We start from the raw sequence: 25,774 nt of genomic DNA, 5'->3' as shown, positions 1-25,774 counted from the left end.
AAATGAGCGAAACCAAACACTGCCGGCTCCTGATCCTGGGATCCGGCCCCGCCGGCTATACGGCGGCCGTTTATGCGGCGCGCGCCAACCTCGGCCCGGTCCTGGTCACGGGGCTGGAGCAAGGCGGCCAGTTGATGACGACGACGGACGTCGACAATTGGGCAGGCGACCCCGACGGCGTGCAGGGGCCGGACCTGATGGAGCGAATGCGGCGCCACGCCGAGCGCTTCGAAACCGAGATCATCTTCGACCACATCAACGCGGTCGATCTGGGGACGCGCCCGTTCACGCTGACCGGCGACTCGGCCGTCTACAGCTGCGATGCGCTCATCATCGCCACGGGTGCCAGCGCCATGTATCTCGGCCTGCCCTCGGAGGAGGCGTTCCGCGGCCGCGGGGTCTCGGCCTGCGCCACCTGCGACGGTTTTTTCTATCGCAACCAGAAGGTCGCCGTGATCGGCGGCGGCAACACCGCGGTCGAGGAGGCCCTGTATCTGTCGAACATCGCCTCCGAGGTCATTTTGGTGCATCGACGCGACGCCCTTCGCGCGGAGAAGATCCTGCAGAAGCATCTGTTCGAGAAGGCCGAGCACGGCAACGTGAAGATCGCGTGGAACCACACCCTGGACGAGATCCTCGGCGACGCGACCGGCGTCACCGGGATGCGCATCAAGAGCACGCTGGACGGCTCCACACAGGATATCGATCTCCAAGGCGTCTTCATCGCCATCGGCCACAAGCCCAACACGCAGATCTTCGACGGGCAGCTCGAGATGGCCGGCGGCTACATCAAGGTCCACAGCGGCATCGACGGCAATGCGACGGCCACCTCCGTGCCCGGCGTCTTTGCCGCGGGCGATGTCATGGACCATGTGTATCGCCAGGCGATCACCTCCGCGGGTACCGGCTGCATGGCGGCGTTGGATGCGGAGAAATATCTGGACGCCTTGGCGGCCGGAGACCAGTAGCGGATCGAAGCAGCTGATGCCTTGGGCAGCGATCGGACGCCCTCATGTGGCTGATACCGGCCTGACCTTCCGATCGATGCCCATGTACAGACTGACGACCCACTCGGCGATCGCCGAGATCCCCGCGGATGAATGGAACCGGCTCGCCGGGGACGACAGCCCCTTCCTGCGCCATGAGTTCCTCGATGCCATGGAACGTCACGGCTGCGTCGGCGAGTCGCTCGGTTGGCTGCCGCGGCATCTCGCGCTGCACGACGCGGAGGGGCATCTAGTCGCAGCGGCACCCTGCTACCTGAAGTTCAACTCCTACGGCGAGTTCGTCTTCGACTGGAGCTGGGCGGACGCCTATCGACGCAAGGGTTTGCGGTACTATCCGAAACTGGTGATCGCCTCGCCCTACACACCCGCGACGGGACCGCGGCTGCTGACCGGGGATTCGCCCGCGCGCGGGGATCATGCACGCGCACTGATTCAGGGCGCGATCCGGGTGGCCGAGGAGGCGGGCGTCTCCTCGATGCATTGGCTCTTCACGGCCGAGGACGAGCAGGCAGTGCTTGAAGGTCAGGGCCTGCTCAGACGCGTCGGCTGTCAGTTTCATTGGCACAACCGGGGTTACGGCTCATTCGAGGATTATCTCGGGGCCTTTACGGCCGAGAAACGCAAGAAAGTCAAACGCGAGCGGCGCCGCGTCGTCGAATCCGGTGTCCGGATCCGACGCATCCCGGGCAACGCGGTCACGGAGGCCGAATGGGCCACCTTCCATCGCCTCTATTGCGACACCTTCGACAAGCGCGGCGGGATCCCGACCTTCTCGCTGCCCTTCTTCCAAGCCATCGGCGAGACCATGGGCGAGAGTCTCCTGCTGGTGCTGGCCGAATACGGCAACGAGATCGTCGCCGCCGCCTTCGACCTGGTCGGCGCACGCTCGCTCTACGGACGCCATTGGGGCTGTTTTCAGGACTTTCACAGCCTGCATTTCGAGGCCTGCTACTATCAGGGCCTGGATTATTGCATCGAGACGGGTCTCACCCGTTTCGAGCCGGGCGCGCAAGGCGAGCACAAGGTCAGCCGCGGCTTCCTGCCGACCCCGACCTGGTCGGCCCATTGGATCGCCGACCCGGCCTTCCGCGACGCCATCGCGCGCTTCGTGACCCTCGAGGCGGAGGGCATGGACGACTACATCGCCGAGATGCAGGCCCACAGCCCCTACCGCCGAGACAGCCGCCCATCGGGCGTTCCGGCACCGGCGGGACGCGATTCGGAATGATCCCGCGACTTGATCCGCGAGACAGGTCCGCATTCCCCGATGTTCGCCACGCCCTGCGCGAGCCCAACGGCCTGCTGGCATTCGGCGGCGATCTGTCCCCGGAGCGCCTCGAAAGCGCCTACAGACGCGGCATCTTTCCCTGGTTCAGCGAGGGCGACCCCATCCTGTGGTGGTCCCCGGACCCGCGCACGGTGCTCTTTCCGCAATCCTTGAAGGTGCCGCGCAGCCTACGCAAACGGCTGCGCAAGCAGACCTTCAGGGTGACCATGGATCGCGACTTCGGCGGGGTCATTCGCGGCTGCGCGGCACCGCGAGACGCGCACGGCGGCACCTGGATCCTCCCGGAGATGGTGATAGCGTACGAGACGCTGCATCGGCGCGGAATCGCACATTCGGTCGAGGTTTGGCAGGACGGAGCGCTTGTCGGCGGCCTTTACGGGGTTGCCGTCGGAGGCGCATTCTTCGGAGAGTCCATGTTCAGCCGGGCGACCGATGCCTCGAAGGTTGCCCTCTTCCATCTGTGCGAGCGACTCACGCGCTGGGGATTCGGCCTGATCGACTGTCAGATGCGCACCGAGCACCTGATCCGTTTGGGCGCCGTGGAGATCCCTCGCAACGAGCTGGTGCGCCGCTTGGAGCGGCTCTGCCGCGAGCCCGCTCCGGAGACCTCCGCTCGCCACTGGGACGACGGACGCGAGCACATACCCCTACTCGACGGCAACGCGGAGACACCATGAATGCCGCGGACGGTCCCCTTGCAGGGCGCCATCTCGCCCTCTATCTGACCGGCGAGCACGCCTGCTCCTACCTGCCCGAGCGACGGGCGCGGACCCTCTTCGTAGACCCGACGGCCCACATCGACGGCGCGACCTACCAAGCGCTTGTCGATCAGGGCTTCCGACGCAGCGGCGCGCATGTGTACCGACCGGCCTGTCGCGGCTGCGCGGCCTGTGTGCCGGTGCGCGTACCGGTTGCGGATTTCTGCCCGGACCGCTCGCAACGTCGCAACTGGCGCCGCAACTCGGCCGAGCTGAGCCTGCTCGACACCCCGGCCGCCTTTAAGTCGAGCCATTTCGAGCTCTACAGACGCTACCTGAGGGAGCGTCACCCGGAAGGCGGAATGGCGGACGATGCCTCCGAAGGCAGCTACCGCCGCTTTTTGGTCGAGCGCTGGGGCGGGTCTACTCGGTTCATCGAGATGCGGCTCGGCGAGCGACTGGTCGGCGTGGCGGTGACGGATGTCCTCGAGCAGGGACTCTCCGCCGTCTACACCTTCTTCGACCCGACGCTCTCGGAGCGCTCGCCGGGGACCTTCGCCATCTTGGCGCAGATCGAAGCGGCTCGACGCATCCAGGCCCCCTATCTCTATCTGGGCTATTGGCTTCGAGACTCGCCGAAGATGCGGTATAAAGAGCGATTCCGACCGATCGAAGCGTGGGACGGCCACAGGTGGCTCAGGTTCGATCGCACCCGTCCCTTGAACCTCGGTTAAGACCCATCGGGCAATCGACTCCGCACGACGCGATTCAACGATCCCTGCGGCCCCGCCGGGATGCTCAACCTATGGTACACTCCCGGAGCTTCATGGCCCGGATCCGATCACGCGGTACAACATACAAAAACTATGTCAAAAGACGACGTTATCCAAATGGAAGGTACGGTCACCGAGACCCTGCCGAACACTGTATTCAGGGTCGAGCTGGAGAACGGTCATACCGTCACGGCTCATATCTCCGGCAAGATGCGCAAGCACTATATCCGCATCCTGACGGGCGATAAGGTCACGGTCGAGCTGACCCCTTACGACCTCACCAAAGGCCGTATCGTCTATCGAGCACGATAGGCCCGGCCGAACCGACAAGAACTCGCAGACGCCGGACAACGACTGCTTGGACAGGCGAAGCGCGGGCGACTGATGCCGTCGCCATCGGGGAATCGACGTCGCGGCCACAGGTCAATACGGCCTCGGGTATTTGCGCGTCGCCGCTTCCCCCTTCGCCGGAGACGCGATGATCGCTCGGAGCCTCCGGCGATCCGTGTCGCCGGACCGTGGTTCATAGGGATCGGGGCTCGCCGTTGATGTCGAACGCGAGCGTCTCTCCCTGCACATGGATGCGCACGCTTCCGCCTGCGACCAGATCACCGAAGAGGAGCTCGTTGGCCAAGGGCTTCTTGATGTGGTTTTGGATCACCCGCGCCATCGGCCGCGCGCCCATCGTCGGATCGTAGCCCTTCTCCGCCAACCAGGCGCGGGCATCGGCCTCGACCGTCAAGCTCACTTTCTTCTCCTCGAGCTGCTGCTCGAGCTCGAAGACGAACTTATCCACCACGCTGCGGATCGTCTGTTCGCTCAGTGAGCCGAACTGCACGACCGCGTCGAGCCGATTGCGGAACTCGGGCGTGAAGTAACGCTTGAGCGCCTCGATGCCGTCCGTGGAGTGATCTTGCTCCGTGAAACCGATCGAGCGGCGCGCGGTGTCCTCCGCCCCTGCGTTCGTCGTCATCACCAAGACCACGTTGCGGAAGTCCGCCTTGCGACCGTTGTTGTCGGTCAGTGTCCCGTGATCCATCACCTGCAGAAGCAGATTGAAGACGTCGGGGTGGGCCTTCTCGATCTCGTCGAGCAACAAGACCGCATGCGGATGTTTATTGACCTCTTCGGTCAGCAGCCCGCCCTGATCGAAACCGACATACCCGGGCGGCGCGCCGATGAGACGCGAGACGGTATGGCGCTCCATGTATTCGGACATGTCGAAGCGCAAAAGCTCCATCCCGAGAATGCGCGCCAGCTGACGCGTCACCTCGGTCTTGCCCACACCGGTCGGGCCGGTAAAGAGGAACGAGCCGATCGGCTTCTCCTCGGTCCCCAAGCCCGAGCGGTTCATGCGGATCGAGGAGGTCAAGGCATCGATCGCCGCATCTTGACCGTAAACCACCATCTTGAGGTCCCGATCGAGGTTCTTGAGCGACTCGGTATCCGAGGCCGAAACCTTCTTTGACGGGATGCGCGCCATCTTGGCGACGATCGCCTCGACGTCGCCCACGTCGATACGCTTCTTGCGTTTCGCCGGGCTCTTGAGCTGCACGTGTGCACCGGCCTCGTCGATGACGTCGATCGCCTTGTCGGGGAGATGGCGATCGTTGATGTAGCGGTTCGACAGCTCCGCGGCGGCCCGCAAGGCCGGGTTGGTGTAGGTGACCTGATGGTGCTCTTCGAACCGCGTCTTGAGGCCCTTGAGGATCTCGAACGTCTCCTCCACCGACGGCTCCTCGACATCGATCTTCTGGAAGCGACGCGCCAGCGCCCGGTCCTTCTCGAAGATGCCGCGATATTCCTGGTATGTGGTCGAGCCGATGCACCGCAGATCGCCGGAGGCCAGCACGGGTTTGATCAGATTCGAGGCATCCATGACCCCGCCCGAGGCGGACCCGGCACCGATGATGGTGTGGATCTCGTCGATGAAGAGGATGGCGTGACGCTGGCGCTTGAGCTGCGCGAGCACCGCCTTGAGCCTCTTCTCGAAATCGCCCCGATATTTGGTTCCGGCCACGAGGCCGCCGAGATCCAGCGAGTAGATGACAGCGTCCCCGAGGATCTCCGGGACCTGTCCGTCGACGATCTTCTTAGCCAAGCCCTCGGCGATCGCGGTCTTGCCCACGCCCGCCTCGCCGACGAACAGCGGGTTGTTCTTGCGCCGCCGACACAGGATCTGGACCGTTCGCTCAACCTCGGCGGCACGACCGATCAGAGGGTCGATACGCCCGAGACGCGCCATCTCGTTCAAATTGGTTGCAAAGGTTTCGAGCGGACTGCTGCCCTCCTTCTCCTCGGCGCGTGGCTCGTCGACATCGCCCGAGATCTCGTCGTCCTGACTCTCGCCGGGAACCTTCGAGATCCCGTGAGAGATATAGTTCACGACGTCCAAGCGAGTCACGTCCTGCTGATTGAGCAGGTAGACGGCTTGGGAATCCTGCTCGCTGAAGAGCGCCACGAGCACGTTCGCCCCGGTGACCTCCTTCTTGCCGGCGGACTGTACGTGGAAGACCGCTCGCTGCAGGACGCGCTGGAATCCGAGCGTCGGCTGCGTGTCTCGATCCTCGCTGTCGGGGATGAGCGGCGTGGTCTCGTCGATGAAGGCGGTGATCTCCCGACGCAGCTTCTCGGCATCCGTGCCGCACGCCTTGAGCACCTTCGCGGCGGTCGGGTTATCGAGAAGCGACAGCAGCATGTGCTCGACCGTCATGTATTCATGATGCTTCGCGCGCGCCTCCTTGAAGGCCCGGTTCAGCGTAAATTCGAGTTCTTTGCTCAGCATTGGCCTAATCCAAGCAGGGGTTGACGAAACGGTGTGAGCCGCTGCAGCGAACAGGTGTGTCGGTCTCTAAGCCTCTTCCATGGTGCACATCAAAGGATGCTGGTGACTGCGCGCAAAGTCGTTCACCTCCGACACCTTTGTTTCGGCGATATCCTTCGTATAGACGCCGCACACCCCTCGACCACGCGTGTGCACGTGCAGCATGATCTGGGTGGCCTTCTCGCGATTCATGGCGAAGAAGGTCTCGAGCACCTGCACCACAAACTCCATCGGGGTGTAATCATCATTCAGCAACAGGACCTTGAATAGGGGCGGACGACGAAGCTTCGGCTTCGCCTCCTGTACGGTCAGCCCTGATTCGCGCTCCTCGCTTGGAAGGTCGTCACTCATGATTCGGGATTCTAGGCAAAATTTTGAGGGTTGCGATGTCGATCGCACGATTCGGCGCGACGCGAGACCCGGCGCGGGGTTGTTCCCGGTTCGAGCAATCACGCCGGCCTACGGTTTCCGGCCGGACCGACACATGACGCGCGTCGGCTTCGAGTGCCCCGGACGATGTCGGTTTGACCCCCGAAATCACCTTACTATACTACGCAGTTATGGCGCGGTTCCGAGGTTTCAAGGCACCCGTCAGACAACAACAACGACGACCACCAACAAGAGACCTGCAACTCCTGGAGGAGCCCCTAAATGATTACCGGTGTTGTCAAGTGGTTCAATAACGCCAAGGGTTACGGGTTCGTGCAGCCCGATGGCCGCGACGAAGACGTCTTCGTCCACTTCTCGGCCATCGACATGGATGGCTACAAGACCTTGCGCGAGGGGCAAAAAGTCCAGTTCGAGATCAGCCAGGGCCCGAAAGGCCTGCATGCGGCCAACGTGCACCGCGTGAGCTGATCGCCGCGGGATGACCGCCCGCAACTGTCGGCTCGGCAAGGTCGTTGCGCCGACATTCGACGACGGCCGGGGGCGGAATCCTGATTCCGCGCCCCGTTTCACTAAACGCCCGGCGGCCTTATCCGTCAATCCATCCGCGCGATGACCGCATCCCCGAAGCCCGAGCAGCTCAGCTTCGTCGCCCCCTCCATGAGCCTGTCGAGATCGTAGGTCACGGTCTTGGCGGCGATCGCACCTTCCACGCCCTTGATGATGAGGTCGGCCGCTTCGATCCAACCCATGTGCCGCAGCATCATCTCGGCCGACAGGATCAAGGAGCTTGGATTCACCTGATCCTTGCCGGCGTATTTCGGCGCTGTCCCGTGCGTAGCCTCGAACATGGCGACGGTGTCGGACAAATTCGCCCCCGGCGCCATCCCGATGCCGCCGACCTGCGCGGCCAGAGCATCCGAGATGTAATCGCCGTTGAGGTTGAGCGTGGCGATCACGTCGTAATCCTTCGGACGCAGCAGGATCTGCTGCAGGAAGGCATCGGCGATCACGTCCTTCACCACGATCTCTTTGCCGGTCTTCGGGTTCTTGAAGCTGCACCAAGGTCCGCCGCCGATCTCCTCGGCACCGAAGTCGGACTTGGCCAGATCGTACCCCCACTGTTTGAAGGCACCCTCGGTGAACTTCATGATGTTGCCCTTATGCACCAGGGTCAGCGAGGATCTGTCGTTGTCGATGACATACTGGATCGCCTTGCGTACCAGGCGCTCGGTCCCTTCGCGCGAGACCGGCTTCACACCGATCCCGGAGGTCTCGGGGAAGCGGATCTTGGTGACGCCCATCTCGTTGCGCAGAAAATCGATGACCTTCTTGGCCGCCGGCGTGCCTTCCTGCCACTCGATCCCGGCGTAGATGTCTTCGGAGTTCTCGCGGAAGATCACCATGTCGGTGTGCTGGGGCTCCTTGAGGGGGCTCGGCGTGCCGCTGAAATAGCGCACCGGACGCAGACACACATACAGATCGAGCTCCTGGCGCAAGGTCACGTTCAGCGAGCGGATGCCGCCGCCGACGGGCGTCGTCAAGGGCCCCTTGATCGAGACCACGTAATCCTTCACCGCCGCGAGCGTCTCCTCGGGCAGCCAAACATCCTCGCCGTAGGTCCGGGTCGACTTCTCGCCGGCGTAGATCTCCATCCAGTGGATCTTGCGCGACCCGCCATACGCCTTGGACACCGCCGCATCGACGACCGCACACATCACGGGTGTGATATCGATACCGATGCCGTCGCCCTCGATGTAGGGAATGATGGGGTTGTTCGGCACCCTCAGAGAGAGATCCTCGTTGACCTGAATCTTCTCGCCGCCCGCAGGGATCTTGATCGTGTCGTTGGCCATGTGCAGTGCTCTCGTCGCCCAAAAGCCGTCATGCTAACACCGCCTCGAAGGCTTGCGCAGACCTTCGATGCGGGACGAGCGCAGCCGCTCGCGACGCGGATCGACGCGGCCGGTACAATCGCCCGATGACCGACGTATTGCACCAGCCTCGCTCGACCCGCGTGATCGTCGGCCTCTCCGGCGGTGTCGATTCGGCCGTCGCAGCCCATCGGCTGCTCGAGCTGGGTTACGCGGTCGAGGCACTCTTCATGAAGAACTGGGAAGAGGACGACGACCCGGGTTACTGCGCCGCCGCAGCGGACCTGGCCGACGCGCGAGCCGTCGCCGACCGGCTTGGAATCCGGCTGCATACCGTCAACTTCGCCACCGAATACTGGGATCGCGTCTTCGAGTCCTTCTTGAGCGAATATCGGGCCTTGCGCACCCCCAATCCGGATGTGCTGTGCAACCGGGAGATCAAATTCGCCGCCTTCCTCGATCACGCCCTGGGGTTGGGTGCCGACCTTATCGCCACCGGCCATTACGCACGGGTCACACGCGATGCGCAGGGCGCCACTCTGCGGCTGTGCGCCGACCCCGACAAGGATCAGACCTATTTCCTGCACCTGCTCGATCAATCTCAATTGGAGCGCGCGCTCTTCCCGCTGCATGACCTGACCAAGCGCGAGGTTCGGGGGATCGCGAGGGATCTGGGACTCGCCAATGCCGAGAAGAAGGACAGCACCGGGATCTGCTTCATCGGCGAGCGTCGCTTCCGGGACTTCCTCGCCCGCTACCTCCCGCGCGAGCCCGGCCCCATCGAGAGCGCCGACGGGGTTGCGATCGGCGAGCATCGGGGGCTCGCCTATTACACCATCGGACAACGGCAAGGACTCGGCATCGGCGGCATTCACGGCAGTCGCGAGGCGCCCTGGTTCGTCGCCGCGAAGGACGCCGCGCGCAACACCCTGGTGCTGGTCCAAGAGACGCACCATCCGTTACTCATGTCTTCCGGTTTGGATGCGGCTCGACCGCATTGGATCGCCGGCGCACCGCCGCAAGAACCGCCCTTTCGGTGCCTGGCGCGACTGCGTCATCGCCAGTCCCTGCAACCCTGCGAGATCCTGGAGACCGGGGCGTCGGGCTGCCGAATTCGCTTCGATCAATCTCAGCGCGCCGTAACACCGGGTCAGTCGGTCGTGCTCTACAGCGACGACGTCTGTCTCGGCGGTGCAATCGTCGATGCGGGATGGCGCTGAGCCGCCTCGAGAACCGGCAACTGGCGCAAGTGCCCGGTTCGGGTTCAAATGCCCCGCAAGTCCCTCAGGAGATCACCAGCCGAATGCCTCACGACAATCTCGACCGCCTCATCGCCCTCGCCGGTATCTATCAAGCCGTCAACTGCGTCATGCGCGTCGCCCGCTCCGGCTCGGCCGACACCGACGCCATGGAGCCCTGTATCTACAGCCTCCTGCAGGTCAATGCCGAGGACGTGAGCGCGGTCTTCGGCGAGCCTGGGCGGGTCGCGAACGGCGCGCGACAAATCATTGCGCAACTCACCGGCAAACCGGAGCGCAACCTGGAGCTGACCCGCTACGTGGTGCTCTTGATGAAGCTCGAACGTGCCCTCGCGGCACGCCCCGAGCTCCTCGCGCGCATCGGCGAGGGCATCGAGGCGGCACAGGCAAAGCAGGAGCACTTCGCACTCCTGCACCCGAACATGCTGGCCCATCTCGCGGCGATCTACAGCGACACCGTCAGCACGCTGGAGCCGCGAATCATCGTTCGCGGCGATCCGCTGCATCTCCAGAACCCCGACAACCAGAACCGGGTGCGCGCGCTCCTGCTCGCCGGCATCCGCTCCGCCATGCTGTGGCGGCAGGTCGGCGGTACCCGCTGGCAGCTGCTCCTGAAGAACAAGCAGATCCTCGCCGACGCCCGCCGCTACCTCGACAGCATGGCCAACCGTGCGGCCAACCCGAATGCGTAACGAACACGCAGCCTGATCACGCAACCAACCCCGGCCTTGTCCGGCACCGGAACCGAATGCCCGACACGCCAAGCCGAAGTCTGAAAGCTGATAGCCGCCTGGTTCATCAGATCGACCGGTAGGGTGGACGAGCGTGAGCGAAGTCCACCCAACCCCGCGCCGGCAATGGTGGACTGCGCTGCGCTTGTCCACCCTACCGCGCTGATAGCTGGTAGCTGATAGCTGGACGCCGGAAGCTGGAGACCGGAGGATCGACTCCCGCCCGCCCGAACATATTGCACCGCAGCATATAGCGCCGCACGGGCTTGACCGCTAGAATCGGGGCCAACCTGTTCGCCGAACCCGGAGCCCCGCATGACCGACAGCTTAAACGCCAAAGCCACCCTCGACGTCGCCGGCACGGACTACGAGATCTTCAAGCTCGACGCCGTCCCCGGCAGCGACCGCCTTCCCTTCTCGCTGAAGATCCTGTTGGAGAACCTGCTCCGCAACGAGGACGACGTCACCGTCACCCGTTCCGACATCGAGGACCTGGCCAACTGGGACCCGCAGGCCGAGCCGTCCAAAGAGATCCAGTACCGGCCGGCCCGGGTTCTGATGCAGGACTTTACCGGCGTGCCGGCGGTCGTCGACCTCGCGGCGATGCGCGATGCGATGAAGGCGCTCGGGGGCGATCCGCGCAAGATCAATCCGCTTCAACCGGCCGAGCTGGTCATCGACCATTCGGTGCAGGTCGATCATTTCGGCTCGAACGATGCTTTCGCACTCAACGCGGAGCTCGAGTTCCGGCGGAATCAGGAGCGCTATCAGTTCCTGAAGTGGGGCCAGAAGGCACTCGACGGCTTCAAGGTGGTTCCGCCGGACACCGGCATCGTGCATCAGGTCAATATCGAGTATCTCTCGCGCGTCATCTTCCCGAACCCCCTCGACGGCCGCACCCAAGCCTACTTCGATACCTGTGTCGGCACCGATTCGCACACCACCATGGTCAACGGGATCGGCGTCCTGGGCTGGGGTGTAGGCGGGATCGAGGCCGAGGCATCCATGCTGGGGCAGCCGGTCTCGATGCTGGTCCCCAAGGTCGTCGGGTTCAAGCTGACCGGCACCCTGCGCGAAGGCGTGACCGCGACCGACTTGGTCCTGACCATCGTCGACATGCTGCGTAAGCATGGCGTGGTCGGCAAGTTCGTCGAGTTCTACGGCCCGGCGATCGCGACCCTGCCGATGGGCGAGCGCACCACCATCGCGAACATGGGGCCCGAGTACGGGGCGACCTGCGGTCTCTTCCCGGTCGATCAGGTCACGCTCGACTATCTGCGCCTGACCGGTCGCGACGAGGCGCAGATCGCCTTGGTCGAGGCCTACTGCAAGGCGCAGGGCGTCTGGCACACGGCCGATGCCGCCGAGGCCGATTATTCCGAGACCCTCGCACTGGATCTGGGCGATGTCGTGCCCTCGCTCGCCGGCCCGAAGCGCCCGCAGGACCGCGTACCACTCACCGAGATGGCAAGCCACTTCCCGGCCGCGCTCGCCGCGCTTAAGAAGGAACGCAACATCCCGAGCAAGGGTCCGGCGAAGGCGGTCATGGACGGGCAGGAGGTCGAGATCTCCGACGGCTCCATCGTGGTCGCGGCCATCACCTCTTGTACGAACACCTCGAACCCGAGCGTCATGCTCGCCGCCGGCCTGGTGGCCAAGAAGGCCGCGGCCCTGGGTCTGAAGGCCGCACCTTGGGTGAAGACCTCGCTCGGCCCGGGTTCGATGGCGGTGACGCGCTATCTGGATCGCGCCGGGCTCACCGAGCCGCTCAAGGCATTGGGTTTTCACAACGTCGGCTACGGCTGTACGGTCTGTATCGGCAACACCGGCCCGCTGCCCGCGCCCGTCTCCAAGGCCATCGCGGACAATGACCTCTGCGCCGTGTCGATCCTCTCGGGCAACCGCAACTTCGAGGGCCGGGTGCATGCCGAGGTGCGCATGAACTATCTGGCGAGCCCGCCGCTGGTCGTCGCCTACGCCATCGCCGGACGGATCGATCTGGACCCTTACAAGGATCCGCTGACGACCGCACCGAACGGCCAACCCGTCTATCTCAAGGATATCTGGCCGACGCAGGACGAGGTGAACGCGGCCATCGCCGAAAACGTCACCGTCGACGAGTTCACCTCCGCCTACGCCGATGTCTACGCCGGGGATGCGCGCTGGCAGTCGATCGAGGTGGCCGCCAGCCAAACCTACGATTGGCCGGACTCGACCTACATCCGCAACCCGCCTTATTTCGACGGGATGACGCTGGACGTCGCGCCGGCACAGGATATCGCGGGCGCGCGCTGCCTTGCCCTGCTGGGCGACTCCATCACGACCGATCACATCTCGCCGGCCGGCTCCATCAAACCGGACTCTCCGGCCGGCAAGTATCTGATCGAGAAGGGCGTGGACCCCAAGGACTTCAACAGTCTGGGCTCGCGGCGCGGGAACCACGAGGTGATGATGCGCGGTACCTTCGCCAACATCCGGCTGCGCAACCTGATGGCGCCGGGCACCGAAGGCGGCGTGACCCTGCATCAGCCGAGCAACGAGCCCATGTCCATCTTCGACGCGGCCATGCGCTACCAGGACGAGGGCACGCCGGTCATCGTGCTCGCCGGGAAGGAATACGGCTCGGGCTCCTCGCGCGACTGGGCGGCGAAGGGACCGCGTCTCTTGGGCGTGCGCGCCGTGATCGCCGAGAGCTACGAGCGCATCCATCGCTCCAACCTCGTCGGCATGGGCATCCTACCGCTCGAGTTCCTGCCGGGCGAAAACGCCCAATCGCTGGGACTGACCGGAACCGAGCAGTTCGACATCACCGGGCTCGAGAACGCCGAGGCGAAGTCGGTCACCGTCAGCGCGACGGCGCCCGACGGGTCGGTCAAGACCTTCAAGGCCAAGGTGCGGATCGACACCCCGAACGAGATCGACTACTACAGGCACGGCGGGATCCTGCCCTACGTCCTGCGTCGGCTCGCGGCCTGATCCGATGACGATGGATCTCACCGGCCTGACCGCCATCTCGCCCGTCGACGGGCGTTATGGCGCCAAAACGACCGATCTGCGGCCGATCTTCAGCGAATACGGACTGATCCGCTACCGCGTGCTGGTGGAGATTCGCTGGCTGCAAACCTTGTCGCGGCATCCCGGAATCCCGGAGGTGCCGGTCTTCTCGGCCGAGGCCGACCGGCTGCTCGACGACATCGCCGATCGGTTCGAGGTCGCGGATGCGCAACGCATCAAGGAGATCGAGCGCACGACCAATCACGATGTGAAGGCGGTCGAATATTTCCTGAAGGAACGGGTCGCAGCCCATCCGCAAGTCCACGCGGCCAGCGAGTTCATTCACTTCGCCTGCACCTCCGAGGACATCAACAATCTCGCCCACGGGCTCATGTTGAGCGCCGGGCGCGAGCAGGTTCTGCTGCCCGAGATGGACGCCGTCATCGCGGCCGTTCGGGACTTGGCGCACCGCTACGCCGATCAGCCGATGCTCTCGCGCACCCACGGACAGCCGGCCACGCCGACGACGCTCGGCAAGGAGATGGCGAACCTCGTCCACCGGCTGCGCATCCAGCGCGATCGCGTCGCCGAGGTGACCCTGTTGGGCAAGATGAACGGCGCGGTCGGCCACTACAACGCCCATCGCGTCGCCTATCCGGATCTCGATTGGCCCGGCTTGACCCGTGGCTTCGTCGAGTCTCTCGGGCTGACCTGGAACCCCTACACGACCCAGATCGAACCCCATGATTACATGGCGGAGCTGTTCGACGCCGTAGCGCGCTTCAACACCATCCTGATCGACCTCTCGCGTGACCTCTGGGGCTACATCTCGCTCGGTTATTTCAAGCAGCGGACCGTCGCGGGCGAGGTCGGCTCCTCGACCATGCCGCACAAGGTCAACCCGATCGACTTCGAGAACGCCGAGGGCAACCTCGGGATCGCCAACGCCATCCTGCGACATCTCGCGGAAAAACTCCCCATCTCGCGCTGGCAGCGCGATCTGACCGACTCCACCGTTTTGCGGAACCTCGGTGTCGGCGTCGCCCACACCAGCATCGCGTTGCAGTCGGCACTGCGCGGTATCGGCAAGCTCGAGGCCGACCCTGCACGGATGGCGGCCGATCTGGATGCGAACTGGGAGGTCTTGGCGGAGCCGATCCAGACCTTGATGCGGCGCTACGGGGTCGATCGCCCTTACGAGCGGCTCAAGGAGCTGACGCGCGGTCAGCGCATTGCGCCGGAAGCGCTGAAGGTCTTCATCGATGGATTGGAGATCCCGGAACACGCAAAGGCCGAGCTCGCGGCACTCACGCCCGCAAACTATCTCGGGGATGCCGCTCGGCTTGCACGCCAAATCTGAGTAGTGGGACAATAAAAAGGCCGTTCACGTCGAGACGCGAACGGCCTACCCATAAGCCCCGGTCGGGGGGATGAGGCTTATTGGACCCTACCGCGCCGATCACGCAAGTGATCGGCGCGGATCTATACAGGGATGAAGAACTTCGAAACGATGCAGCGGGGAGTCCCGATCCCCGGCGCAAGGCCGGGCGATCGATGCACCCCGCCGTGACGGCTGGGCGTCAGTTACCCTCGTACTCGGCGAGAATCTTCACGCGGCGCTGCTGCACCGAGAAGATGTCGTAATCGGGCAGCATCTCGCGCTTGCCCATGCTGGTGACGGAGACGATGTCGCTGGGCGAGATGCCCTTGCTGATCATGTATTCACGGACGGTCTCGGCACGACGCATACCCAGCGCCATGTTGTATTCGTCGGAACCCTTGGCATCCGTATGGCCGACGAGCGAGATCTCTTCGCGGGTATCGGTCGCCTTCACCTGGGCGATGTAGTCGTCGAGACGACGCAGCTCGTCGTCGTTCACGATGTTTTGAAGCTCGTATTTGTCGAACTCGAAGTTCAGACGAACGATGAATTCCTTCGGAACCACTTCCTCCACGCAAGGCTCCAGGTTGTCCGGGCCGTGCAGACTCTGCCAGCATTCACCGTAGCTGGTCACCCAAGCCGTGCCTTCGGGCTGTGCAGACCAGAAGTGGTCGTAGTTGTAGTCGGCTTGAACCGACAGCGGAGCTGCCATGGTTACGGCCATCGCGAGCGGAGCTGCAAGCGCGGCCAGCCTTGAGGTCTTTTTCTGTTTGCGCATCTTTATTGTTCCTGTGTCGGGTGGATGGATGATGATTCTAACGTCGACGTTGACCGAAGGCGGAGGACATGTCTGGAAAAAGCAACATCATCGTGGGTGAATCGCTCGTTCGCCGCGGATCTGTCGCCGTAGGCCTGCTCATCGGTTTAAGAGTGCGCGCGGACGGCATAGACAGACCGCACTTGGGACAACGACATTTTAGCCTACAACAGGCACAAAAGTGCAACTTTTTTCAGTGCGCGAAACATATTTGCAACGATCGCTGTCAGAATACCACATCAACCCACTGCATATCGAGCGGCAAGACCAGCATCTACGCAGCATTCGCACGACCCGGCACGCCTGTTGCAATTTAACAACTACCTCTTTCGGACGGTCTCAACGTGATTTTTCAGCTCGAGAAAGACACCGCAAGCACCGGGCCGTGCCCGGCCGGGGCCTCGTGACGTGAACCGAACCCCGCCATCGCCCGGCCCGCGCTTACTCGCGTCGCGCAGCGAAATTCTCGACGCGGGGGTTGCGATCGCACAGACGGCGCGGCGTGAGCTGCTCGCGTTCGATCGAACCCTGGATCTCGACATATACAAGGCCCACGCATTCATCGAAGCCGTCAAGACACTCGCGCTCGCACGCCCGGACGCACCCGTACGCGTGCTGCTGAGCCATCCGGAGCAACGGATTCAGAACGGGAATCAGATCGTCGGCCTCGCGCAGCGCCTACCCTCGAGAATCACGATCCGCCGCCTTGTCGACGACGTCCCGGGTCGCCCGGATGCCTTCTTGATCGGCGACGAGCGCGCTTACCTCAAACTACCCTTGGCCGAAGGCAGCAAAGGCATCGCCGACATGCACGGCCGAATGGAGGCGCGTCGGCTGCGCGCCGACTTCGAGCACATGTGGGAGCACGCCGAGGTCGACATCGAGCTGCGGCGCCTTCATCTATAGCGCCGCCTCCGATCTTACGCGTCGGACAACTCGGCTTGCCTGAACTACCGGCGCTCGCTCAACTGCACGCGGTCGGTTTCCGGGGGTCCGATGTAGATCTGACGGGGCCGCGCGATCTTGTTGCCGGGCGTCTGCTCCTGCTCCCACCAGTGCGCGATCCATCCGGGTAGCCTTCCGATCGCGAAAATCACCGTGAACATGCTCACCGGAATCCCGATGGCGCGCAGGATGATGCCGCTGTAGAAGTCCACGTTGGGATAGAGCTGACGCTCGACGAAATACGGATCTTCGAGGGCAATTTCCTCGAGCCGACGCGCGATGTCGAGCAGCGGATCTTTGACCCCGAGCTGCGGCAAGAGCTGTTCTGCGATCTTCGCCAGCATCCGTGCGCGCGGGTCGAAATTGCGATAGACCCGGTGACCGAAACCCATCAAACGGACCTTGCTGTCCTTGTCTTTGGCCAGCCTGACATAGTCGTCCGGTGTCATCTGTCCCTGATGGATCTGCTCGAGCATCTCGAGCACCGCGACGTTCGCGCCACCGTGCAGCGGCCCCCAAAGCGCGCAGACGCCTGCCGCACAGGACGCGAAGAGATTGGCTTGGCTCGAGCCGACCATCCGCACCGTCGAGGTCGAGCAGTTTTGCTCGTGATCGGCGTGCAGCAGCAGGATCAAGTTGAGCGCGTCTCGAACGATCGGCTCGCAGACATGATGCTCGTAGGGCTGGGAGAACATCATGTGCAGAAAGTTCGGCACGTATCTCAGCTTGGGATCCGGATAGATGTAGGGCAGCCCCTTGGAGTGACGATAGGCGTAGGCGGCAATGGTGCGGATCTTACTGATCAGTCCGGCGGCGGCGATCCGCACCGAATCCTTGTCCTGAAGCTCGAAGATCTCGGGGTGGAAACAGGACAGGGCATTGATCATAGCCGAGAGGATGGCCATCGGCGGCGCCGTCCGCGGAAAACCCTCGAAGTGATGCTTCATCCCCTCGTCGAGGTTGGCGCACCCCGTTAAATCGGCGGCAAAGGTGTCGTACTCTTCCGGGCTCGGCAGATGACCGAAGATCAGCAGCCAGGCGACCTCGACAAAGTTCGGCGCCGCATCGAACTGCTCGATCGGGATCCCCCGATAGCGCAGGATTCCTTGCTCGCCATCGATGAAGGTAATGGCGCTTCGGCAGCTCCCGGTATTGCCGTATCCGGGATCAAGGGTGATCAGGCCCGTTTCCGCGCGCAGCGTTCGGATATCGATTGCGCGCTCCCCCTCCGTTCCCTCGATGATCGGAAAACGATAAGTGGCGTCACCCACAGTCAAGGTCGCTTCGTCGGACATGACAGTCTCCGGGGTTCGGGGCGAAGGTCAAAGGTCAAAGGTCAAAGGTCAAAGGTCAAAGGTCAAAGGTCAAAGGTGAATGGTGAATGGTGAATGGTGAATGGTCGAAAGGTTAACGCTCGAATGTCGGAAGGTGAAAGGGTCAAGGATTCAATCGTCAGGGGGAAATGCCGCCTGGCGAGGCCGCATCTCTCATGATGGGTGAATCGCGCCTGGCCATCGTGCGCTCAGACTTCATTGACCAGCGTTAAACACGCGCAAAACACCAAGAATCCTGCGGAATCAGCTTTGACCCTTAACCCTTAACCCTTAACCCTTAACCCTCTTCCCCTCAGTTACAATTTCAATTACTGACGGATATTACCCTTGCCCCATGATCTCCGATGGAAACAACGCTTCAATAATTATCAACGTGCCCTGCATCAGCTCACCCTCGCCATCCAGCTCAAGCAACAGCGTCCCCTGTCAGATCTTGAGCAGCAGGGGTTGATCCAAGGGTTCGAGTTTACCCACGAGCTCGCCTGGAATGTATTGAAGGATTACCTCGAAATGGAAGGCATCCAAGGACTGATTGGCTCTAGAAGCACCGTGCGCGAAGCCTTTAAACGGGGATTGGTTAGCGATGGAGAGGCGTGGATGGACATGATCGAAAAACGCAATCTATCCAGCCATACCTACAATCAATCTGTGGCAAATGCACTGGCCACGGCCATCGTTGATCGGTATTACAAGGCGTTTCTGGAACTAGAGCAGCGGTTTGTCGCGGAACCTTGACCATGCTTGAATTTGGCTTGCCACAGACCACCACCCGCATCATCCGCGAGATTCTGGCCAAGGTGCCTGCTGTGGACAAAGCGCTCATCTACGGGTCAGGTGCGAAGGGCAATCACCGGCCAGGCTCCGACATCGACCTCACCTTGATCGGTCACGGCCTCGATCTCGACACCCTTGGCAGAATCGCCGCCCAGCTCGACGAGTCGCCGATCCCCTACCAAGTCGATCTCTCAATCTTCGACCAAATCGACCACCCAGGCCTAAAAGCCCACATAAAACGCACAGGAAAAATATTCTACCAACGCCACCAAACCACCCTTAACCCTTAACCCTTAACCTTTAACCTTTAACCTTTAACCTTTAACCTTTAACCCTTCCAAATTCATATGTCCGTCCCGACGGCCCCTGAAGCCATACCATCCCTGTTCGCACGCGAAGTCCGCAAAAGGCTGGGTGCGCACCTCAAGGAACTCCGCCTTTTTGGTTCGCGTGCTCGAGGCGACGCTCGCGTAAATTCCGACTATGACATGTTGGTGATTGTTGATGCGCGCTCTCCGGAAATTCGCGCGACGATTCTCGACATCGAAGTGGATTTGATCGCTCGCTACGGTGTCTTGGTAACGTCCCTTGTCAGGAGCGAAGCCGAGTGGGAGCAGCGGCAGGGCACTCCGCTGGCCCTCAATATCGAGCGTGAGGGACGGCGGTTGTGAGGCCGCAAATCGATGCGGTCCTGCACAAAGCCGCCGAAAAACTACGCGTCGCTGAAATGCTCGCGGCGAACGGTGCCTGGGATGACGCGGCATCGCGTGCCTACTACGCCGCCTTTCATGCCATTAGCGCCTTGCATCTTTCGCACGGCAATGCTTTTTCTTCTCACGCTCAGTCCATTGGAAGATTTAATAAGGATTTCGTGCGGACAGGTCTCTTTCCTATCGAGTTTACGGCAATACTGACGCGACTGTTCGAAGACCGGCAAAGTGGCGATTACGACTTGTCGGGATTGGTGAGTGCAGAAGAAGCAAACAGAAATGTCAAGGATGCAAGACGCATGCTCGAGGCAATCGAACGTTATATTCAATCACAGACCCAGACCGGGTAATTCTCGCCGATCGGTGTTACCAATGGCACAAGCCCTGGCTGCTCGCAACACGAACGATGTACCATCTTGCAACGCTTTCGGGAGTGCCCCGTCTCTGGTTCCGGTGGCGCTCTTCGCCTACGCCCGCCCCGAGCATCTGCTGCGGACCCTCGCCTGTCTCCCCGGTAACCGGGTTCCGCTGATCCATGCCTTCAGCGAACGACAACTCACCCGACGCCTCGGCTATGCCCAAAAAAATGGTTCGGAAGGGACGAATGCCCCGTCCAACAGTGGGGGACACCACCGGATCGCCTCCGACATCGACCTCACCTTGATCGGTCAAGACCTCGATCTCGACACCCTGGGCGGAATCGCCACCCATCTCGACGAGTCGCCGATCCCCTACCAAGTCGATCTCTCCATCTTCGACCAAATCGACCACCCCGGCCTAAAAGCCCAAATAGAACGCACAGGAAAAATATTCTACCAACGCCACCAAACCACCCTTAACCCTTAACCCTTAACCCTTAACCCTTAACCCTTAACCCTTAACCCTTAACCCTTAACCCTTAACCCTTAACCCTTAACCCTTAACCCTTAACCCTTAACCCTTAACCCTCAAATCTCCGAAACGACCTTGTCGTAAAACGTCAGATAGTCATCCGGGGTCGCGCCCTCGCGCCACTCGATCGCGGAGCGCGGGTGTTGATTGAGCTGCCCGGTGATGTTGTAGGGGACCGACGGGCCCCAATCCAGCTCCTTGCGCAGCGGCAACATTTGGTTTTGGATGACGTCGATGATCGGGCGGACGTTGAACTTGGGGTTGCGCAGGAAACCGAGCAGCAGCTCGGTATGGCAGTTTCCGGCACCGCGGCCGAAGCCGAAGATCGTGGAGTCGACCCGGTTACAGCCCAGGATGATGGCCTCGATCGTGTTGGCGAATGCCAATTGGAGGTTGTTGTGGGCGTGGATGCCGATCTCCATGCCGGTCCCTTCCAGGGCCGCGGTGTATTTGCGGTAGAGCCGGTCGATCTGCTCGCGGTAGAGATAGCCGAAGCTGTCGACGATCACCATGGTGCTGGCCGGCGTCTCGGCGATGGCCTCGAGCACGGTATCGATCTCGGTCTCGGTGATATTGGAAACCGCCATCAGGTTTGCGGTGGTCTCGTACCCGAGCTCGGTTGCGTGGCGGATCATATCGACCGCCTCGGACACCTGATGGGCGTAGAAGGCGACGCGGATCATCGAGAGAACGCTCTCGCTCGCCGGCTGGATCTGGGTTTGCCAATCGCTCTTGCCGGCATCGGCCATTACGGCAAGCTTGAGTCCGGTGGCCTCGGGATCGTGATCGCCGACCACGCGACGCAGATCGGCCTCGTCGCAGTGGCGCCAGGGACCGAACTTGTCCGTCGGGAAGACCCGCGGGGAGTTCTTGTAACCGATCTCCATGTAGTCGATGCCGGCGTCGATACAGGCGTGGTACAGCGCCGCGACGAAGTCATCGCCGAACCGGTGGGCGTTGACGAGCCCCCCGTCGCGAACGGTGCAATCGAGCACCTTAAGCTCGGGCCGGAAGGTAATCCAGGGGGCCTTTTCGGACATCAAACATGCTCCGGAGAATCATTGAAGATCGGCCATTTTGACGCTCGGGCGCCTTCTGAGCAAACCCCTCCGATCTCAGCGCACGGCGGGCCCGTCCGCCCCCGCGATCAAGGCCATCCGGACCAGCTCCGCAAGGGAGTCGGCCCGCATCTTTTCCATCACCCGGGCGCGATGGGCCTCGACCGTCTTGGCGCTCACGCCGAGTGCCGCGGCGATGTCTTTGTTCGACTTGCCGTCAGTGACCATCGCCATGACCTCGTGCTCGCGGGGCGTGAGCTCGGCGAGTCGTGCAGCGATATCGGCACGCGCCGCCTGACCGGCACGCTGCCTCTGATCATCCTCGAGTGCACGCCGAATGCTGCGCAGCAGGTCTTCGTCGTGAAACGGCTTCTCGATGAAGTCGACCGCCCCCGCCTTCATCGCCTTCACGGCCATCGACACGTCGCCGTGCCCGGTGATCAGGATCACCGGTAGACGATATCCCTCGCGCGCCAGATAGCTCTGCAGCTCCAGACCGCTCATCCCCGGCATCCGCACATCGAGCAGCAGGCAGCCCGCACGCCCCGGATAGTAGCTGGCGAGAAAGACGTCGGCCGACTCGTAGGTCTGGACCGACATCCCGGTCGACTCGATCAGCCACTGCAGAGAGGTTCGCATGGCTTGGTCGTCGTCGACGACGAAAACGGTTGCGTCGGTGGTCATGTCAGGCTCTCCAAGAGCTCGGATTCGCTGGCGGCCGTCTCGTCGGGCCCATCGGCCTGCGCAAGGGGCAGCGAGACGTAAAAGATCGAACCCTTTCCGGGCTCGGATTCGGCCCAGATACGGCCGTCGTGATTCTCCACGATGGTCTGGCTGATCGCCAAGCCCATGCCCATGCCGCCCTCCTTCGTCGTAAAAAAGGGATGGAAGAGATGGAGGATGCGCTCTGCGGTGATGCCGGGGCCGGTATCTTCGACCTCGACGATGGCCTGATCTCCCTCCACCTGGGTCCGAATACGCAGACGACGACGCTCCTCGGGCGCCTCCTGCAGGGCGTCGATCGCGTTGCGGACCAGGTTCAACAGCACTTGCTCGATCTGGACCAGGTCGACATTGACCGGGATCGGATGCGCGCCGGGATCCACCTCGATCTGCAGTGCCAGCCGGGTGGTCTCGAACTCGACGAAGGAGCACACCTCGCGCACGAGATGATTGAGATCGGCATCGGTGCGGATCGGCGGCTGCTTGCCGACCAGGGCACGCAAGCGCCGAATGATCTCGCTCGCGCGTTGCGCCTGCACCGTGATCTGTCCCATGGCGCCGACCAGATCTTCGGTTTTCGAGCTTGCGCTTTGCAAGCGGCGCGAGCAGCCGTTGGCATAGTTCACGATCGCCGAGAGCGGCTGATTGAGCTCATGCGCCATGCCGGTCGCCATCTCGCCCATGGTGCTGAGTCGGCACACATGCACCAGCTCGGCCTGATGCTGGCGAGCCTCCTGCTCGGCGCGGCGCACCGCGGTGATGTCGCGGGCATAGATGTTGAGGTAACCGAGATCCCGGATGGGTGCGAACAGCAGCGAGTAGACCTGGCCCGCAACCTCCTGCTCGCGCTCTTGGGGCTCGCCGCTTTCGAGCGCGACGGCGATCTCCGCGCGCCAATCCTCCGGCAGGGGCTCGCCCGGGTCGGCACCCCAGGCCTGCAGCAGGGGGCGACTGGCTCGATTGGCATACACGATCAGACCCTCGCCCGTCACGCGCAGGATCGGGTTCGGGCTCTCGCTGGCGAATCGGGCAAGACTCTTGATCTCGCGCTCGGCTTGCTTGCGCGCCGTAATATCGTGGATATAGAGCGTGTAGAAGCGCTCGGACTCCAGGTCGATCGGCACGATGGAGATCTCCACCGGGATCTCCGAGCGATCCGAGCGCATCGCGACGAGCTCGCCCCGTCCTTGGGGCTCGCGATGCAGGTGGCGCGAGCGATCGAGAAGACGCTGAAAGGCCGGCCGCGCGATCTCGGGAAGAAAACGTTCGGCAAAGACGCTGCCCGTGGCCTCGCCGCGGTCGAGCCCGAGCACGCGCTCGGCCGACGGATTGAGCTCGATGATCCGACCGCCGTGGTCGAGCGTCACGATCGCATCCAGCGACGCCTCCATGACGGCCGCTTTGAGCGCCTCGCTCTCGCGCATCTCGGCCTGATGCTTGATGCTCATCTCCTCGCGCGCCTTGAGCACCAGTTGGGTGAAATGCTGGATCCATTCCTCGAGCAGGAGCAACTGATTGCCGCCGCGATGAAACCCGGGTTCCGGGATACCGAGCGCCCGTTGGGAGAACCGCGTCATGCGTTTCAGCACGGCATTTAGTCGGGACGAGACCAGATAGATGACCGCGGTAAACACCAGGATGTAGACCACGGCGGCGATCCCGCGCTGCCGGCGCTCGAAAATGCGGACATGGCGCGACATCTTCTCGACCGCGGCATGCGGGACAAAGGTCGCAAACAAGACGTTCGAGTCGGCACCCTCGTACTCCGCCATGGACTGAGAGGTCACCAGGTAGCTCCCGGACCAGTCCGAGAGCAGAGTTCCCGGTGTCAGCATCTCGGAGTCGACGCTCGCGACGATCCGCTGGTCGGCCCCGTCCACCAAGGCCACCGCGGCACGCCCGACATAGACGCCGCGTTGGGAGGACGCCAGAAAGGCATCGTCGACGGGCACCAAGACCACCAGATGCCCCATCGCGTAGCCGCCGGCGTCCTCGACAGCATCGCTGCCGACCAAGTAGAGTTTGTCGTCGAACCGCTCGATGACCGAACGCACGTCGCGCGCGTTGAGCAAGCGCGTGGGGATTCGGGTCGCAATCTCCTCGGGCAGCGGGTCGTTCCCGGACTGAAAGACCTCCCGAATCCGACCCTGCGGGTCGGTCAACAGGACATGACTCGGGGCGCTCAGCGCCTCGCGCTCGAAGAAATCCGGGAGCCAATGCGGGCGAAACTCCTTGTAGACGACCGGCACGGCATCATCGTCCTCGAACCAAAACAGCGGCTCCAGATACTCGGAGAGGCGCCGATGGTTGGCGAGCAAACGCGTGGTTGCGCCGTAGTTGGAAAGATAACGGTCGAAGCGGATCAGGCTCTCGCGTGCGCGCTGATCGAGCTGCGCTTGGAGCTCCTGCTCGAAGATCTTGTCGACCTGACGGCTCTGGACCTGATCCAGAAGCCCCCACACCGCAAGTCCCACGGCAAGGCCGACCAGGATCGCGATCACGGGCATGGGTACGCGCCGCAACAGGACGAACAGGATTGATTTGACGGAGAGCCGCATGAAACCGCGTCCGCAGTGTAGGAAACAACGTTGAGTCAGGGCCGGCCTCGCGTCCATGTGAAGCCTTTTCCTCGACGCGGTTTCAGTGAAAAATCCAACAACATCGCATACCGCGCCGGGCGCGCTTCAAGGACACCATGGACCTCGATATCAGTCTTGCCAAGACCCCTTCCCTGCTTCGCCGTATCGGGGCACTGCTCTATGACAGCGTGCTCCTGCTCGGCGTTCTGATGTTCGCGGTCATGTTGGTCGTGATCCCCTATACCAGCCTGACCGGCACCTCCCCGAACGAGCAACCGCTTCATCTTGCCCTGATGCAGATCTACCTGGCGATCGTGATCTGCGGGTTCTACGTCTACTTCTGGACCCACGGGGGTCAGACACTCGGCATGCGCGCATGGAGGTTCCGGGTCATCCGCGACGACGGAGAAAACCTGAACACGGGCGATGCACTCAAACGCTTCGGCTGGGCCGCGTTGAGCCTCTTGCCTGCCGGACTCGGCCTCTGGTGGAGCCTGATCGACCGAGATGGTCTGGCCTGGCACGACCGTCAATCGCAGACTCGGCTGGTCATGCTCCTGAGATCCGGAAATAAACCCTGATGCTGTCTCTGGTGCAGCACGGCAGATGTGTCGAGACCGTTCGTTGTCGTTGTCGTTGTCGTTGTCGTTGTCGTTGTCGTATATCGACTATCGATACGAGTACGACAACGTAAAACGATCTCGGGCGGTCTCGTAACCTCTGCACT

At 62.5% G+C, this 25,774-nt stretch carries 25 protein-coding genes; 17 read left to right on the top strand and 8 right to left on the bottom strand.

Annotation, left to right across the window (positions count from 1 at the left end):
* Positions 1-2 precede the first annotated feature (2 nt).
* The 5 genes from trxB (at position 3) to infA (ending at position 4,078) form a co-directional block, all read left to right on the top strand.
* A complete protein-coding gene (gene trxB, locus THIMADRAFT_RS11990) occupies positions 3-968 on the top strand; it encodes a thioredoxin-disulfide reductase (protein ID WP_007193307.1) in 966 nt (321 codons plus the stop codon).
* 82 nt (positions 969-1,050) lie between these two features.
* Complete coding sequence (locus THIMADRAFT_RS11985; protein WP_050799565.1) at positions 1,051-2,235, top strand: GNAT family N-acetyltransferase; 1,185 nt, start codon at positions 1,051-1,053, stop codon at positions 2,233-2,235.
* On the top strand, positions 2,232-2,972 hold the full coding sequence (gene aat, locus THIMADRAFT_RS11980; RefSeq protein ID WP_007193305.1) for a leucyl/phenylalanyl-tRNA--protein transferase: 741 nt from the start codon (positions 2,232-2,234) through the stop codon (positions 2,970-2,972). The genes THIMADRAFT_RS11985 and aat overlap by 4 nt, the downstream gene beginning before the upstream one ends.
* Positions 2,969-3,727: an arginyltransferase gene (locus THIMADRAFT_RS11975; RefSeq protein ID WP_007193304.1), complete on the top strand. Its 759-nt coding sequence runs from the start codon at positions 2,969-2,971 to the stop codon at positions 3,725-3,727. Before aat ends, THIMADRAFT_RS11975 begins: the two co-directional genes overlap by 4 nt.
* 132 nt (positions 3,728-3,859) lie before the next feature.
* A complete protein-coding gene (gene infA / locus THIMADRAFT_RS11970; RefSeq protein ID WP_007193303.1) occupies positions 3,860-4,078 on the top strand; it encodes a translation initiation factor IF-1 in 219 nt (72 codons plus the stop codon).
* A gap of 211 nt (positions 4,079-4,289) precedes the next feature.
* Here the strand turns inward: infA and clpA are convergent, their stop codons facing one another.
* Together clpA and clpS are read right to left on the bottom strand one after the other, a co-directional pair.
* Positions 4,290-6,551: an ATP-dependent Clp protease ATP-binding subunit ClpA gene (gene clpA / locus THIMADRAFT_RS11965; RefSeq protein ID WP_007193302.1), complete on the bottom strand. Its 2,262-nt coding sequence runs from the start codon at positions 6,549-6,551 to the stop codon at positions 4,290-4,292.
* Positions 6,552-6,617: 66 nt separating this feature from the next.
* Positions 6,618-6,941 carry an ATP-dependent Clp protease adapter ClpS gene (gene clpS, locus THIMADRAFT_RS11960; protein WP_007193301.1) on the bottom strand — a complete coding sequence of 108 codons (324 nt, stop codon included), beginning with the start codon at positions 6,939-6,941 and terminating at the stop codon, positions 6,618-6,620.
* A gap of 300 nt (positions 6,942-7,241) precedes the next feature.
* Between clpS and cspD the strand changes: the two genes are divergently transcribed.
* Positions 7,242-7,448 carry a cold shock domain-containing protein CspD gene (cspD, locus tag THIMADRAFT_RS11955; protein ID WP_007193300.1) on the top strand — a complete coding sequence of 69 codons (207 nt, stop codon included), beginning with the start codon at positions 7,242-7,244 and terminating at the stop codon, positions 7,446-7,448.
* Positions 7,449-7,573: 125 nt separating this feature from the next.
* Here cspD and icd read toward each other — a convergent pair whose 3' ends face one another.
* Positions 7,574-8,833, bottom strand: coding sequence for an NADP-dependent isocitrate dehydrogenase (gene icd / locus THIMADRAFT_RS11950; protein ID WP_007193299.1), 1,260 nt, complete (start codon positions 8,831-8,833; stop codon positions 7,574-7,576).
* Between the two features lie 125 nt (positions 8,834-8,958).
* Here icd and mnmA point away from each other — a divergent pair, with 125 nt between their 5' ends.
* The 4 genes from mnmA (at position 8,959) to purB (ending at position 15,195) form a co-directional block, all read left to right on the top strand.
* Positions 8,959-10,071 carry a tRNA 2-thiouridine(34) synthase MnmA gene (mnmA, locus tag THIMADRAFT_RS11945; protein ID WP_007193298.1) on the top strand — a complete coding sequence of 371 codons (1,113 nt, stop codon included), beginning with the start codon at positions 8,959-8,961 and terminating at the stop codon, positions 10,069-10,071.
* 83 nt (positions 10,072-10,154) lie between these two features.
* Positions 10,155-10,802 (top strand): high frequency lysogenization protein HflD, encoded by a 648-nt coding sequence (gene hflD / locus THIMADRAFT_RS11940; protein WP_040731241.1) that lies wholly within the window; start codon positions 10,155-10,157, stop codon positions 10,800-10,802.
* 354 nt (positions 10,803-11,156) lie between these two features.
* A complete protein-coding gene (acnA, locus tag THIMADRAFT_RS11935; protein ID WP_007193296.1) occupies positions 11,157-13,817 on the top strand; it encodes an aconitate hydratase AcnA in 2,661 nt (886 codons plus the stop codon).
* A 4-nt stretch (positions 13,818-13,821) separates the two neighbouring features.
* Positions 13,822-15,195: an adenylosuccinate lyase gene (purB, locus tag THIMADRAFT_RS11930; protein ID WP_007193295.1), complete on the top strand. Its 1,374-nt coding sequence runs from the start codon at positions 13,822-13,824 to the stop codon at positions 15,193-15,195.
* 220 nt (positions 15,196-15,415) lie between these two features.
* Here the strand turns inward: purB and THIMADRAFT_RS11925 are convergent, their stop codons facing one another.
* Positions 15,416-15,994 carry an OmpA family protein gene (locus THIMADRAFT_RS11925; RefSeq protein ID WP_007193294.1) on the bottom strand — a complete coding sequence of 193 codons (579 nt, stop codon included), beginning with the start codon at positions 15,992-15,994 and terminating at the stop codon, positions 15,416-15,418.
* 447 nt (positions 15,995-16,441) lie between these two features.
* On the opposite strand from THIMADRAFT_RS11925, the gene THIMADRAFT_RS11920 reads away from it, so the two are divergent.
* Positions 16,442-16,939, top strand: coding sequence for a DUF7931 domain-containing protein (locus THIMADRAFT_RS11920; RefSeq protein ID WP_007193293.1), 498 nt, complete (start codon positions 16,442-16,444; stop codon positions 16,937-16,939).
* Between the two features lie 44 nt (positions 16,940-16,983).
* Here the strand turns inward: THIMADRAFT_RS11920 and THIMADRAFT_RS11915 are convergent, their stop codons facing one another.
* Positions 16,984-18,273 (bottom strand): citrate synthase, encoded by a 1,290-nt coding sequence (locus THIMADRAFT_RS11915; protein WP_007193292.1) that lies wholly within the window; start codon positions 18,271-18,273, stop codon positions 16,984-16,986.
* Between the two features lie 366 nt (positions 18,274-18,639).
* On the opposite strand from THIMADRAFT_RS11915, the gene THIMADRAFT_RS11910 reads away from it, so the two are divergent.
* From THIMADRAFT_RS11910 to THIMADRAFT_RS27900, 5 genes are read left to right on the top strand one after another with little or no spacing between them, the layout of a single operon-like run.
* Entirely contained in the window at positions 18,640-19,047 is a 408-nt protein-coding gene (locus THIMADRAFT_RS11910; protein ID WP_007193291.1) for a nucleotidyltransferase substrate binding protein, read from the top strand.
* A gap of 2 nt (positions 19,048-19,049) precedes the next feature.
* Positions 19,050-19,376: a nucleotidyltransferase domain-containing protein gene (locus THIMADRAFT_RS11905; RefSeq protein ID WP_007193290.1), complete on the top strand. Its 327-nt coding sequence runs from the start codon at positions 19,050-19,052 to the stop codon at positions 19,374-19,376.
* A gap of 57 nt (positions 19,377-19,433) precedes the next feature.
* The gene (locus THIMADRAFT_RS28240; RefSeq protein WP_007193289.1) at positions 19,434-19,757 is read left to right on the top strand and encodes a nucleotidyltransferase family protein; all 324 of its coding nucleotides are present in this window, start codon (positions 19,434-19,436) and stop codon (positions 19,755-19,757) included.
* The gene (locus THIMADRAFT_RS11895; RefSeq protein WP_007193288.1) at positions 19,754-20,146 is read left to right on the top strand and encodes a HEPN domain-containing protein; all 393 of its coding nucleotides are present in this window, start codon (positions 19,754-19,756) and stop codon (positions 20,144-20,146) included. Before THIMADRAFT_RS28240 ends, THIMADRAFT_RS11895 begins: the two co-directional genes overlap by 4 nt.
* Before the next feature lie 22 nt (positions 20,147-20,168).
* On the top strand, positions 20,169-20,642 hold the full coding sequence (locus THIMADRAFT_RS27900; RefSeq protein ID WP_007193287.1) for a nucleotidyltransferase domain-containing protein: 474 nt from the start codon (positions 20,169-20,171) through the stop codon (positions 20,640-20,642).
* Positions 20,643-20,743: 101 nt separating this feature from the next.
* Here THIMADRAFT_RS27900 and THIMADRAFT_RS11885 read toward each other — a convergent pair whose 3' ends face one another.
* The 3 genes from THIMADRAFT_RS11885 to THIMADRAFT_RS11875 form a co-directional block, all read right to left on the bottom strand.
* The gene (locus THIMADRAFT_RS11885) at positions 20,744-21,727 is read right to left on the bottom strand and encodes an aldolase catalytic domain-containing protein (protein ID WP_007193286.1); all 984 of its coding nucleotides are present in this window, start codon (positions 21,725-21,727) and stop codon (positions 20,744-20,746) included.
* A gap of 75 nt (positions 21,728-21,802) precedes the next feature.
* The gene (gene fixJ, locus THIMADRAFT_RS11880) at positions 21,803-22,429 is read right to left on the bottom strand and encodes a response regulator FixJ (protein ID WP_007193285.1); all 627 of its coding nucleotides are present in this window, start codon (positions 22,427-22,429) and stop codon (positions 21,803-21,805) included.
* Positions 22,426-25,026, bottom strand: a complete 2,601-nt coding sequence (locus THIMADRAFT_RS11875) for a PAS domain-containing sensor histidine kinase (protein ID WP_007193284.1) — start codon at positions 25,024-25,026, stop codon at positions 22,426-22,428. The genes fixJ and THIMADRAFT_RS11875 overlap by 4 nt, the downstream gene beginning before the upstream one ends.
* 137 nt (positions 25,027-25,163) lie before the next feature.
* On the opposite strand from THIMADRAFT_RS11875, the gene THIMADRAFT_RS11870 reads away from it, so the two are divergent.
* On the top strand, positions 25,164-25,628 hold the full coding sequence (locus THIMADRAFT_RS11870) for an RDD family protein (RefSeq protein WP_007193283.1): 465 nt from the start codon (positions 25,164-25,166) through the stop codon (positions 25,626-25,628).
* Positions 25,629-25,774: the final 146 nt, after the last annotated feature.

Origin of the sequence: Thiocapsa marina 5811 (genome assembly GCF_000223985.1) — a bacterium.
GTDB lineage: Bacteria > Pseudomonadota > Gammaproteobacteria > Chromatiales > Chromatiaceae > Thiocapsa > Thiocapsa marina.
The sequence above is the reverse complement of the archived record's forward strand: the minus strand, read 5'-3'. Positions and strand labels throughout refer to the sequence as shown.